This is a genomic window from Parashewanella sp. 2304DJ23-3, assembly GCF_056591695.1.
This window is the reverse complement of record NZ_JBWQOH010000003.1, coordinates 346,389-359,665: the sequence shown is the minus strand read 5'-3', so window position 1 is coordinate 359,665 and position 13,277 is coordinate 346,389. Positions and strand designations below refer to the sequence as shown.

The following is a 13,277-nucleotide window of genomic DNA, read 5'->3' as shown; positions in this document are numbered from 1 at the left end:
TATTCTTAAATGATCTAAAAAAGCATAAACCTTCTTAAGGGAAGGGGGAGAAAGCTTATGCTTGTGATTCTGTTGTTCTAAACCTTATTTCATCGTCGGCATGGTAAATTCGTTACCAGCACGAATTCCACTTGGCCAGCGAGCTGTGATGGCTTTCATACGAGTATAAAAACGAACGCCATCTTGCCCGTGCATATGCAATGGACCGAACAGCGAGCGTTTCCAACCACCAAACGAATGGAATGCCATAGGCACTGGAATCGGTACATTGATACCCACCATACCTACTTGAATTTCTTCGCTGAATTGACGGGCTGTATCACCATCACGAGTGAAAATAGTGGTGCCATTTCCATATTCGTGAGCGTTGATTAACGCAACGGCTTCTTCATACGTATCAACACGTACCACAGATAATACTGGGCCGAAGATTTCTTCGTCATAAATGCGCATACCTGGCTTAACGTGGTCGAATAACGTAGGGCCAACAAAATAGCCATTTTCATTACCGTCACAAACAAAACTGCGTCCGTCTTCAACAAGTGTTGCACCTTGCTCAACACCTGAATCAATGTATGACTTAACTTTTGCTGCATGCTCTTTACTGATGAGCGGTCCCATATGCGCTTCGTCTTCAAGTCCCATTCCTGGTCCAACACGCATTTGAGCAATCTCATCTTTCATCATGCCGATCAGTTTGTCTGCCACTTCATCACCAACACATACGGCGACAGAAATTGCCATACAACGTTCGCCAGCACTGCCATAAGCAGCGCCCATCAGCGACTGCACAACTTGGTTCGGATCCGCATCCGGCATAACAACCATATGGTTTTTAGCGCCACCTAATGCTTGAACACGCTTGCCGGACTTACTTGCCGTTTCGTAAATGTATTGTGCTATTGGCGTTGAACCAACAAAGCTGACAGCTTGAACTCGTTCGTCCGATAGTAATACATCAACCGAAGTTTTATTGCCGTTTACGACGTTAAATACGCCATCAGGAAGACCTGCTTGTTTCAAAAGCTCTGCCATCATCATTGGCACAGTAGGATCTTTCTCAGATGGCTTTAATATGAAGGTATTACCCGATGCAATTGCAATCGGGAACATCCACATTGGCACCATCGCTGGGAAGTTAAAAGGGGCAATACCTGCACATACACCCAGTGGCTGCATTAATGAATGACTATCAACGCCACGGCCGACATTCAGTGAATGTTCACCTTTTACAAGATGCGGAATACCACAGGCAAATTCAACAACTTCGATACCTCGAGTCAGTTCACCCATGGCATCAGAAAATACTTTTCCATGCTCATTGGTGATGACCTCAGCCAAACTTGCTTTGTGCTCTTCAAGCAGTTCTTTGAATTTAAACATTACACGAGCACGATTAAGAGGCGTGACTTTTTTCCAGCTTTCAAAAGCAGTTTGAGCAACTTCAATAGCATGTTCAGTTTCAGCTACAGTTGATAATGATACTTTAGCGGTTTGTTCACCCGTTGCTGGGTTATAAACAGCAGCAAATTCATTACTTTCACTGGCCGTATTCTGGCCATTAATGAAATTCCCTAGTGTGTTCATAAGGTACTCTTTGTGTTTAGATTATTCTGATAACTCAATGCCAGCATCGGCACAGAATTTACGTAAATTGGTGTTGCCTAATGTGGCGTACTTAAGCGGTGTATAGATGGCAGGATCTTGCTCTGCTTCAACCACTAACCAGCCTTGATAATCAGACTGTTTCAGTTTTTCAAACAATGTTGGGTAATCAATGCTGCCGTCACCGGGAACGGTAAATACGCCATTCAATACCGAATCTAAGAAACTGATGTTTCGGTTTAATGCGTCTTTCAACACGGTAGGGCGAATGTCTTTACAGTGGATGTGATTGATGCGGTGACTGTGTTTATCAAATACACGAATAGGGTCGCCGCCAGCATAGGTTAAATGGCCTGTATCAAGCAGTAAACCGACAGAGTCACGGGTATGCTGCATCAACAAATCGACTTCAGCTTCAGTCTGTACGACAGTGCCCATATGATGGTGATAGGCGATCTGCATGCCTTGTTCTAAGCAATAATCTGCAATCTTTGAGAGCTTTTCGCCAAACTCAGCCCATTGTTCAGCTTGTAGAGTAGGACGTTGCAATAGACTGGTTTGCTGCTCGCCATGAATGCAACGATCCACTTCACAATAGACGATGACTTTTGCGCCAAGGGTTTTGAGTAAGTTTAAATGTGGCTTTAATGCTTCGATTTCTTCTTCAACACTGCGTTCAAATAACTGACCACTGAACCAGCCAGAAACCAACTTTAAGTCATGGTTATTTAAAATTGGTCCAAGCGCTTCAGGCGTTCGAGGAAACTTATTGCCTAATTCAAAACCTGAAAATCCAGCTTGTTTTCCCTCTGTTAAACAAGTCTCTAATGGCGTTTCTGCTCCAAGTGATGGCAGATCATCATTAGTCCATGTAAGAGGGTTAATCCCTAATTGAATACTCATTTTTTCTTATCTTTATTTTAGTGATTAGTAAGGTTGATTTTGCTTACCTTGAACATAGGCTTCATGCGAAGCGTTAACAGCTTGACGCTGAGACACCTCTGGCACAGCCACATCCCACCAGTAACCGCCAGCAGAGGTTTGGTAAGGGTCGGTATCAATGGCAACCACATAGGATTTATCAGAGGTTCGAGCACGTTTAAGTGCGTCTTCAAGTTCTCTTAAACTTGAAACTTGCTCTGATTCAGCACCCATTGCTTTGGCGTGTGCAGCAAAATCAAGTTTTGGTGCGCCTGATTCAATAGTTTGGCAATCTTCCAATAGATTATTAAAAGGTGCGCCACCTGTTGCTTTTTGTAGGCGGTTGATGCAACCAAAGCCACGGTTATCAAGTACAACCACAATGATTTTTTGCCCCATCATTACTGATGTTGCAAGTTCAGAGTTCATCATCATGTATGATCCGTCACCAACTACGACAATGGCTTCACGTTCTGGGTTTGCCATTTTCACGCCTAAACCTGCTGCGATTTCATAACCCATGCACGAATAGCCGTATTCAACGTGATAACTTTTCTCAGAATCACAACGCCACAATTTATGAAGCTCACCAGGCAGGCCGCCTGCAGCGCAAATGACTACATCAGAATTCGAACCAGTACGTTTCACGGCACCTAAAACTTGTGCATCACTGGGTAAGCCAGTTTCAGTTTGTGGAGAATCACTCAGCGCTGTGACTTCATCATAATGTTTATTCCACGTAGCAATACCGTCGTGAGCTTGAGTTAACCACGAAGTCTCTGCTTGCCATGTTTTTAGTACATCACTCAATAAAGGCAGTGTTGCTTTAGCGTCACCAACTAATGGCAGGGCGCCATGTTTAATCGCATCTGGTTTTGCAACATTCAATTGGATGAAAGTTTTAGCGTTGAAGAGTGTACGCGATGCGGTAGTAAAATCTTGCAGGCGAGTACCAACAGCTAAAATGACGTCTGCTTCTTGTGCCAATTCGTTAGCGATTTGGCTACCGGTAACACCAATAGCACCGACAGAATTTGGATGGTCCCAAGTCAGTGTACTTTTGCCAGCTTGCGTTTCAGCAACCGGAATACTGTGTTTTTCTGCAAATGCTTTTAGTTCAGCTGTAGCATCAGAGTAATGGACACCACCACCGACAATGATCATTGGTTTTGATGAGCTTAGAAGCGCTTGAGCCGCCGAAGCTAATTCTAATGAATCGGGCATTTGACGACGCGGAGTATGAATTCGTTCTTCAAACATACTCACAGGGTAATCAAATGCTTCTGCCTGCACATCTTGACACAGTGATAAGGTAACAGGACCGCAATCAGCAGGATCAGTCAAGTAATGCATTGCCATTGGCAAACTGGTAATGATCTGTTCTGGACGGCTAATTCTGTCGAAATAGCGGCTCACCGGTTTAAAGCAGTCATTAGTACTAATGCTTGGGTCGTGGAAGGCTTCAACTTGTTGTAATACTGGGTCTGGTGTGCGATTAGCAAAAGTATCGCCCGGCATAAATAACACCGGTAAGCGGTTAACATGAGCTAAAGCTGCAGCAGTAACCATATTGGCGGCACCGGGCCCAATCGAAGACGTACACGCCATCATACGACGGCGGTTGTGTTGCTTCGCAAAGGCTATTGCAGCATGTGCCATGCCTTGCTCATTGTGACCACGATAAGTCGGCAGCACATCTTGCGCATGAAAAAGTGCTTCGCCAAGGCCTGCGACATTTCCATGTCCAAAGATTGCAAAACAACCTGCGAACATGGATTCCAATTGGCCATCAATTTCGACTTTTTGCGCCGCTAAAAATTTAATCACAGCTTGTGCGGTAGTAAGACGTAGGGTTTCCATAAATCTACCTTCAATTAGTATTTTTCTTATTATCGGCTTTGCCAAATTTCAATCAAATTGATGTAGTTTTGGCTGACTTTTTCAACCATTTCTTCATCATCGATTTCATTCGCAAGCCATTGTTTACACGGTTGAGACGTAATCGTACGACCAACGGCAAAGCCCTTACAAATATCAAATTTACAGCTGGCTTTAAAGGTTTGTTGTAACACTTCAATCGGTGCATCCAAACCAAGCAGTAAGACACCTTTACAATGTGGCGCCCTGCTTTTTATCAAGCTGTCGATTAATTGCCATGCTGTATCTGTTGGACTCGGGAGTTTCCACCAATCAGGAAAAACGCCTAAGTTGTAGAAACGCTCCATTACGGTGACAACGGTTGAGTCATCTTTGTCCATATCATGCGGTGGAATGATTTCAAGCAGCAGTTCATGACCAGAATTACAGCAGGCTTGGTAAAGCTCGATGATTTGGCGCTCTTGTGCAATTTGCAATTCTGTACTGTCGTCAGGGTGATAGAAAACCAAGCACTTAACGATATGTTCGATAGGCCAAGTTTGCAGGCGAGCACTGATATCACGACCGCCTTCCAGTTCGATAGGGCGAGACGAAGGCAATTCGACAGGGCGACCAATCCACCAACCTTGCCCTGTAGCTCGGTTCAGAGCATCTTGACCATAAGTATCGTCAATCAACACACCCACTTTATCGCCAAGTCCTTGTTCAGATTGCACCTTTTCAACCGCTTGAGTGAGCAGTGATTTCATCTTATTGATGCGCTTAGGGTCGGCACCGACTTCAACAGCCATATCGAAAAACTGTTTACGGTGATCGAAGGCCAGAATGCATAAATCTTGTTCGTTCTTTGGCGGACGATTCGTGACACGGTGTAAATAGTTCAGCGTTGGATCATTAGCTACATCATTGATGTTTGCGTATTCTTTAATGAAGTGGAATAACTCTTCTTCTGACGGTGATGCTGGTGTGCAACCGTGGCGAGAAACCACCAAGGCACCACACGCATTAGCATAGGCACAAGCGGTTTCATATGACTCACCACGTAACCAACCACGTAAGAAACCACTTAAGAAAGCATCGCCAGCGCCGAGAACATTGAGCACTTCAACTCTAAAGCCGCCAAAGGTTTCGAAGTGAGCTTCCGATGCTGGAATATCTGCATCAAGTACCGTACAACCTTGAGCGCCCAATTTTAATAGAATCGTCGCATCTGATAATTTACGAATGTTGTTAAGTGCAGTAATGGTATCTTCACTGCCGCCGGCGATGTGGATTTCTTCTTCTGTGCCAACAATGAGATCGCAATCAGGCAAAACCTTTTGAAGATGTTTCGATACCGTTTCATTAGAGATAAAACGCGTTTCACCATCGCCTAAACTCGAAAGCCCCCATAGAACAGGGCGATAGTCGATATCTAAAACAAACTTACCACCACTTTGTTTCATGTATTTGATGGCTTGCTGACACACTTCATAACTTTTAGATTGTGAAAGGTGAGTACCAGTGATCAATAGCGACTTAGATTGTGCGATATAGTCATAATCAAAATCATCACAACTGATCGCCATATCCGCACAATCATTGCGATAGAAAATAAGAGGAAACGTTTCTTGATCTTTAACACCCAGAATCACTAAGCCCGTCAGGCGCTCTTTGTCAGTTACAACGTGGCTTACATCGACTCCGTTGTTAGCGAGCTCTTCACGGACAAAACGCCCCATGTGTTCATCACCAACCCGGGTTAGCATCGCTGATTTTAAGCCCAGTTTACCTGTACCTGCGGCAATGTTTCCGGATGACCCACCCAAATATTTAGCAAAACTTGTCATGTCCTCAAGTCGGCTTCCGATTTGCTGACCATATAAGTCAACAGCCGCACGGCCAAGGCAAATTACGTCGAGCGCCTTATGTTGTTCCATACGCAAACTATTCCTAATTTATTGTTATTCTTGTAGTGGTAGGCATAAGTATCTAACCATAAATTTCTTAAGATTTTATCGTCAGGTACTTAAACAATTTACCACTATGAAATTAATGGAACAAAAAATACCACGATGAAATAAATATTTCAATTTGAAAGTTTATAGAATTTTAAATTTCAAAGAAAATTCATTACACATTTAGGTTTAGTTTTTTAAAGGATAGTTAGAATGGTGATTTTAATAACCTGACAAAAAATTTCAGCTCACAGACGACGAATGTGAGGTGTAGTTGTTCTACATAAGCGTTCGGCAACACAGAAGAAATGAAAAATATACACAGCCCTACGGGTTACGCCTAGAATCAAAATGACTAATTGGGAACGGCCTCTAGTTTAGGCTTTGAAATTATTAAATTGACAGAGTTTCAAATGTAGCTGAATAAGGTGAGGTTTAATTTCTTTGGTTCTCTATGTGGACTAAAACGATAAAATGCGATTCAAGTGTGAATGATAAAGGCTGCCTCGGTTTGAGACAGCATTGTCACTATCGAAACCTTACTTGCTGTAGCTAATGTGTTGATGGAATCGAACAATCATATCTTCATGTTCTTTATCCATTTTTAGTTGTTCAGTTAATTTTTTAAACACTTTTTCAACTTTGTTCATAAATTTACCATAGCCTTCACGATCACAGTCATCGCTACCTGCTACGATTATAAAATTGATACAGTCAGCAGTGCCATTAACATCACATTCGTAAACGAATTGAAGATCTTTAGATTCAGGATCAAATCCAATCATTTGCAATTCTTCAGTTTTTTCTTGTTGGTCAAATTTGCTGTTTCTAACAAGAGGTGTCCGCCCATTGGCGATCATAGCGGTACGGGTAAGAGACTTTGTTTCAATCGCAGTTAAGTAATGGTCTTGAATCGTGTCGTATAAGTTTGATAAAACGCTTTCACCGTTCATTAAAGCATTTTTCAGTTTTCTGTTAATTGGCAAGTTTATTGTCACGTAAGCCAAAGAGCTGTGTTCATCCGGTAATGTACAACCTCTAGATTTATAACGCTCAGAAATGGAGCGTAGCTTAAATCCATATGATTCTTTAAAGCCTTTGGACTTAGCAAATAAATCGTAAGAAAGATGTTGATGGTCACGAAACTTTATTCTTAGGTCTACATCTTTATATTGTTGCTGAAGCTTTGTGACAAAACACTGAACCTGACTATGGAATGATGCAGAATTTGCTCTTAAATCTTCACCTGTAGCTAAAAGCACAATACGGATTTTATTTGGTTGATGGCCTTTATCGATAAACACATTTTGAGCTTCATGGTAAGAAGGATTGTAAAAAAATATGATCTGCTCTTTGGTCTGAAAGTGATATGACTCAGTGTGATATCGGATTACAGGTAATTTGTCATTGGCAATAACTTGGCAGTTATGAAGTCCTTCATCTTCAGCTAATTTGAAAATCGTCGGATTTAAATTTTTATATAAATTTTCCAAACCTCCAAAATGTTGAATGAGTTCTGGAGTGACTTTGATGTCAGCTGTGATGTACTGATTAGAACGAGCACTTGTCGGAATGTATACCCGATGTTTGTGACTGATCGGCATGCTGCTTTCCTTGATTTAGTGTATTGCCAAAAGTGCACGCATCTTAACAGTTCTCAATATTCAAAATTTGATCTAGGTTGGGTTTTCGTTGTCAATTTGACTTTGTATTTGAAATCATAACGAAAACAAGTGTTTCATAAATCAGAGGATGAATTTCATAAGACAATTCGATAAGAAGCGAAACCGGTCGACAAACTAAAAAGGCTCAAAAGGCTTATAAGTTCATACAGAAACAGTGTCGTGTGGATGTCCTAAGTTTATTATGATCAACACTTTACTGCTCAGCCCTCTGATTAAGGACTATAAAAACTCAGAATATTTCCATAAAATGCATCAAAATTTTGTTTTACAGAGCAGTTGGAATGTCATTTTTTAAAAAAGCCCTAAGTACGATTGGAATTGGTGCAGCCAAAGTTGATACCCTGTTATCGCTTAACGAGTTTGAATGCGGCGGCGCAATTCACGGTGAAGTACAAGTGAAAGGTGGAAACGTTGATCAAGAGATTAACCACATCATCATTCGACACTTTTGTGAATATATTGAAGAAGTAGAAGACAGCGAAGGTAATAGTCAAAAACGAAAACGACAGTATCAATTATCAGCCGTGAAGGTCTCTGATGCATTTACCATCCAAAGTGATGAATCTTTGGTATTTGATTTTGAGTTCAATATGCACTCACGTGCCCCTTTATCAATTGGACAATCTAGAAACTGGATAGTTACTGATCTAGATATTGATAATGCGCTAGATAAGTCAGATAAAGATGCATTCTCAGTAACACCTAATGTTAAGCAACATACATTACTATCTGCAATGGAAACGCTTGGCTTTAGGATTTCAGAAGTAAAATGTGAAGCCGCAAAACTCAGAGGGGAGTCGATTCCATTTGTTCAAGAGTTTGAATTTAAGCCAACAGCAGGTGATTTTTATCGCAAGTTAGATGAAGTTGAAATTGTGATGCTGAATGAACCACATCATCTTGGCGCATTATTCGAAATAGACAGAAGAGCAAGAGGGTTTACTGGCTTTTTATCTGAAATGCTTGATATGGACGAAAGCCTTGTTCGTTGGGATATCACCGATGAAGATTTAAATGATAATTTCACTGATGCATTGCATCATTTAATTGATTCTGAATCTTAATTTATTGAGGAAATAGAGAATCAAATGCCTCTACCTCCTTCATTGTTATCTCTCCCGCATCGCCTCATTTTGATAACGTAAAAATGGTGCCAAGAAAAACTCTAACAATCTGCGCTTGCCGGTTTTGACTTCAACGGTGACACTCATACCCGGCTGTAGCGCTATCTGTTTATCGCCTACAAGAATCGATTTTTGGTCCATTTTCACCTTAATCTTATAAACACGGCCAACATTCTGCTGCTCAATAGCATCACGCGAGGTTTGAACAAGTTCACCGGGTATTAATCCATATCGTGTGTATGGAAAGCTTTCTACTTTAATTTCAGCTCTCATATTGGGTTTTAAAAATCCAATATCTTTGTTAAGTGCATAAGCTTCGATTTCAAGGTTCGCACTGTCAGGCACAATCACCATTAATGGTTGCGCAGGTTGCACAACGCCACCGATAGTATGTACCTGAACTTGTTGAACGGTACCTGACACAGGTGCTGTTAGATATTGATTACGTTCTCTTTGTTTCACTTTGCGCAAAGTTAATGCATAAGACTCTGACTTAAGCGTTTGTTCTTCAAGTTGCTTGAGTCTTTGAGAGCGAAACATTCTGTCTTGATGAACGCCATTGCTGATAATTGAGGCGAGTTGAGATTTAGCCTCTATCAACCGACTTTTTTGTACTTTCAATGTTTGGCTTGTTTCTACCTGTTTTTCTTTGTATGCAAGCCAATCCACATAAGAAACATGCCCTTTATCACGCAGCTTTTTAGTCACTTTTTCTTGTTCGGTAAAAAGTGGCTCCAATGTTTTAAGTTTTTCAATGTTAGTTTTAACTGACTCAATTGTGGCTTTTTGTTGAAGCAGTGCCGACGCAAGGCTGCTTTTGAGTGATTTAAATAATTCAAAGTCACGATTAAACAACTGGCTTTGCAGTTGAATTTGTTTGCTAGTGGTTTTATTCCATAATTCAGGTTGTTGCGTTGATATTGATTGAGTAAAGCTCACTTGAGCGTTAGGCGAATCTAGACTGTGCAGTAATAAATTTAAACGGAATACATTAAGTTGCGCATTTTGCATGTCGTGTTGAACTTGTTGGACATTGACCTCAGACTCAGTTGGATTGAGTTTAATTAACTTGTCACCTTTAGAAACTCGCTGTCCTTCAGTCACATAAATCGCATCGATCTTGCCAATTTCTAAAGCTTGGACGGCTTTAACCTGACCAACAGGTACAATCTTTCCTTGAGCAGTGGCTTCAATGTCAATTTTTCCAAACCATGCCCAAATCACTAGAATGATAAATAGACTCATGATGATGATGGCAACACTCCGGCCAACTGGAGAAGCTGGTGTTTCTAAAATCTCTACCGCAGCAGGTAAAAACTCGAGTTCATCACCTTTCCTATCCTGCTCACCTTGCTTGTCGTAATACTTTATCGCTGATTTCCAGATTGCAGAGTATCGTTTCAATGTCTCAAACATTATTGTGCCTCCCCAATTTGTGCAGACCAGAGTTTGGCGTACCGTCCATTTTTAGCGAGTAAGGCATCATGAGAGCCATCTTCAACAATGGTACCGTTTTCAACCGTGATGATTCGGTCGCAATGCCGAACCGTAGACAGTCGGTGAGCAATAATGATCACCGTTCTGCCTTGGCAAATGTGTTTCATATTATCTTGGATTGCTTTTTCTGATTCATAATCCAATGCCGAAGTTGCTTCATCAAAAATCAAGACTTTTGGATTGGTTACAAGTGCTCTGGCAATGGCGATACGCTGCTTTTGACCACCTGACAAACCTGCACCACGCTCACCAATTGGCGTGTCATAACCATGAGGCAGTTGTAGAATAAATTCATGTGCGCCTGACAGTTTTGCGGCGTTAATAATGCGATCCATCGAGATGTTGGGATCGGTAACGGCAATATTTTCTTTTACTGAACGATGAAAGAGCACGCTTTCTTGTAATACGACACCCACTTGTCGTCTTAACCAAGCAGGGTCAAGCAATGCTAAGTCGCTACCATCAACGAGTACCTTTCCGTTTTCTGGAATATAAAGCCGCTGTATAAGTTTTGTTAGCGTAGATTTTCCTGATCCAGACTTTCCAACAATACCTATGGTTTGTCCTGCTGGAATTTCAAGATCAACGCCCTGTAGGATTTTTTGTCCTTCAGAAGAATAGCGGAAATGCACACCTTCAAATTTGATGTTTCCTTTAATCGGAGGGAGTGCTTGGCGATCTAAACTTTGTTGTGGCTCTTGTGGAATGTTAAGGACATCACCTAGACGATCCAGCGAAATTCTGAATTGCTGAAAATCTTGCCATAATTGCGCTAGTCGCAAAATAGGAGCTGAAACTTGGCTTGATAACATGTTGAATGCGATAAGCTGACCGACCGTTAATTGGCCGGAAATTACCAGTTGTGCGCCTTGCCAAAGTAAGATAGCTGAAACAACTCGGCTAACCAATTGAACAGATTGCCCACCAAAAATACCAAGTACCACTGACCGGAATGAGGCTTTAACGTATCCTGCCAACTGTTCTTCCCAGCGTTGACGCATTTGAGGCTCAACGGCCATAGACTTGAGCGTTTCCATACCCGTGACAGATTCGGTTAAAAAGGCTTGGTTTACCGCACCACGTTGAAATTTTTCCTCAGTTCGATTTCTTAGCTCAGGAGTAATAAATATTGATATCAAGAAGTAAATCGGAATAGACGCTAATACGATGTAAGTGAGCGTCGGGGAATAGAAATACATCACCACAAAGAAGACAAAAGTGAAGCCAAGATCAAGCACTAAGGTTAGGGCATTCCCCGTTAGAAAAGAACGAATGCTTTCTAACTCTCTCACTCTAGCAACGATTTGGCCTACAGGTTGTGAATTGAAATAGGCAATAGGTAAACGGACGAGGTGATCGAACAACCGTGAACCCAATTCGACATCGACCCGGCTGGTTGTATGCGAGAAAATATAGGTTCGCAACCCTCCAAGCACAACGTCAAATAAGGTGATGATGATCAATCCGATGACCAATACGTCGAGTGTGGTTAACCCTCTGTTTACCAGAACTTTATCCATGACTACTTGAAAGAAAAACGGCGTAACTAAAGCAAAAAGTTGAATGAAGAAAGAGATAATAAGCACTTCTTTAAATAACTTTCTGTATTTTACAATGACAGGGATAAACCAACTAAGGTCAAACTTTCTATCTTTATCTGCAAGTCGAGCTCGACTCGTCATCAAAATCGCCCTGCCATCCCATTGTTGAAATAATTCATCAGTCGATAATTTTTGAGGTTGCTGGCCGGGGACTTGTATCAGGGCTTGCTTATCTCGGATTGCAGCGATTAAAAAGTAGGTATTGTCCTTATTAATAGCGATGAGTGGGTAAGCCGCTTTTTCTGCTCTGTCTCGTTGAATGATTGTTGATTTAGCTTTAATACTGAGCTTTTTCGCAGCTCTAAGCATGGTTGTAGGAGAAAGGTCGTTACCATCAGGGCAAAATTCATGTTTTATTGATTCGATATCAGCAGGCTTTTTTAAGTACTGCAACATCATAATAAAACTCATTAATCCAGTTTGGTTATTTTCTTTTTTTGATGCTTGTTGAAAATGCATAATTACAACCACAATTTCTGAAGAGGATAAGATTAATAAAAATTAATAAACCAACTAAATGTTAATGGTTTGTTTTTATCTTTAACTTTATTTTTTATTAATACCATTTTTTGTTTATTAAACACAAATATAAGGCTGGATAAATATGAAAAACATGTAACTTAAACGGTGTTTTATACCGTTAAATTTAATTTTACTGAATTTTTAAAATATGAAATCTACTATTTGTCGCACACTTTTGCTGATGTGTGTGACGTAAATCTGACTTATGTCATATGCTTGGCGTCACTGTGCTCCGAATGTTTACGCATTGGTTGTTAATTTGATTTTTCTGTTATTGCTGTCGCTTATATATATTAACTAATGCTTATTTAGTGGCTCACTCTTTATATTCAAAAAAGTTATTTATATAAGAGTTAATATTCTAAAAAATATTTGGATACTTTTTTGTTCACATGTTACATATGTAATAAATAAGTTTTTAACAATTTATTATCAATCGTGTTGTATAGGTTAAAGTCTAATTACAACTTGAATGATTTTACTTAGCGAAATTACATAAAAATAGAT

At 40.7% G+C, this 13,277-nt stretch carries 8 protein-coding genes; 1 reads left to right on the top strand and 7 read right to left on the bottom strand.

All coding sequences use genetic code 11. From position 1 onward, the window contains the following. Nucleotides 1-84: 84 nt before the first annotated feature. The 5 genes from AC1EU2_RS09620 to AC1EU2_RS09600 form a co-directional block, all read right to left on the bottom strand. Nucleotides 85-1,587 (bottom strand): CoA-acylating methylmalonate-semialdehyde dehydrogenase, encoded by a 1,503-nt coding sequence (locus tag AC1EU2_RS09620; protein ID WP_480298061.1) that lies wholly within the window; start codon nucleotides 1,585-1,587, stop codon nucleotides 85-87. A 21-nt stretch (nucleotides 1,588-1,608) separates the two neighbouring features. Beyond that, nucleotides 1,609-2,508: a myo-inosose-2 dehydratase gene (iolE, locus tag AC1EU2_RS09615; protein WP_480298060.1), complete on the bottom strand. Its 900-nt coding sequence runs from the start codon at nucleotides 2,506-2,508 to the stop codon at nucleotides 1,609-1,611. 24 nt (nucleotides 2,509-2,532) lie between these two features. After that, on the bottom strand, nucleotides 2,533-4,386 hold the full coding sequence (gene iolD / locus AC1EU2_RS09610) for a 3D-(3,5/4)-trihydroxycyclohexane-1,2-dione acylhydrolase (decyclizing) (protein ID WP_480298059.1): 1,854 nt from the start codon (nucleotides 4,384-4,386) through the stop codon (nucleotides 2,533-2,535). Between the two features lie 29 nt (nucleotides 4,387-4,415). Next, nucleotides 4,416-6,323 carry a bifunctional 5-dehydro-2-deoxygluconokinase/5-dehydro-2-deoxyphosphogluconate aldolase gene (locus AC1EU2_RS09605; protein ID WP_480298058.1) on the bottom strand — a complete coding sequence of 636 codons (1,908 nt, stop codon included), beginning with the start codon at nucleotides 6,321-6,323 and terminating at the stop codon, nucleotides 4,416-4,418. Nucleotides 6,324-6,880: 557 nt separating this feature from the next. Further along, the gene (locus AC1EU2_RS09600) at nucleotides 6,881-7,945 is read right to left on the bottom strand and encodes a DUF3083 family protein (RefSeq protein ID WP_480298057.1); all 1,065 of its coding nucleotides are present in this window, start codon (nucleotides 7,943-7,945) and stop codon (nucleotides 6,881-6,883) included. A 362-nt stretch (nucleotides 7,946-8,307) separates the two neighbouring features. On the opposite strand from AC1EU2_RS09600, the gene AC1EU2_RS09595 reads away from it, so the two are divergent. After that, nucleotides 8,308-9,090, top strand: coding sequence for a sporulation protein (locus tag AC1EU2_RS09595; RefSeq protein WP_480298056.1), 783 nt, complete (start codon nucleotides 8,308-8,310; stop codon nucleotides 9,088-9,090). Between the two features lie 45 nt (nucleotides 9,091-9,135). On the opposite strand, the gene AC1EU2_RS09590 is transcribed toward AC1EU2_RS09595, so the two are convergent. After that, nucleotides 9,136-10,566, bottom strand: a complete 1,431-nt coding sequence (locus AC1EU2_RS09590; RefSeq protein ID WP_480298055.1) for an HlyD family type I secretion periplasmic adaptor subunit — start codon at nucleotides 10,564-10,566, stop codon at nucleotides 9,136-9,138. Continuing rightward, nucleotides 10,566-12,707, bottom strand: coding sequence for a type I secretion system permease/ATPase (locus AC1EU2_RS09585; RefSeq protein ID WP_480298054.1), 2,142 nt, complete (start codon nucleotides 12,705-12,707; stop codon nucleotides 10,566-10,568). Before AC1EU2_RS09585 ends, AC1EU2_RS09590 begins: the two co-directional genes overlap by 1 nt. Nucleotides 12,708-13,277: the final 570 nt, after the last annotated feature.

Coding starts and splice junctions, on each gene's coding strand:
- AC1EU2_RS09620 (WP_480298061.1), bottom strand. CDS start 1,587: ATGAACACACTAGGGAATTTCATTAATGGCCAGAATACGGCCAGTGAA.
- iolE (WP_480298060.1), bottom strand. CDS start 2,508: ATGAGTATTCAATTAGGGATTAACCCTCTTACATGGACTAATGATGAT.
- iolD (WP_480298059.1), bottom strand. CDS start 4,386: ATGGAAACCCTACGTCTTACTACCGCACAAGCTGTGATTAAATTTTTA.
- AC1EU2_RS09605 (WP_480298058.1), bottom strand. CDS start 6,323: ATGGAACAACATAAGGCGCTCGACGTAATTTGCCTTGGCCGTGCGGCT.
- AC1EU2_RS09600 (WP_480298057.1), bottom strand. CDS start 7,945: ATGCCGATCAGTCACAAACATCGGGTATACATTCCGACAAGTGCTCGT.
- AC1EU2_RS09595 (WP_480298056.1), top strand. CDS start 8,308: ATGTCATTTTTTAAAAAAGCCCTAAGTACGATTGGAATTGGTGCAGCC.
- AC1EU2_RS09590 (WP_480298055.1), bottom strand. CDS start 10,566: ATGTTTGAGACATTGAAACGATACTCTGCAATCTGGAAATCAGCGATA.
- AC1EU2_RS09585 (WP_480298054.1), bottom strand. CDS start 12,707: ATGCATTTTCAACAAGCATCAAAAAAAGAAAATAACCAAACTGGATTA.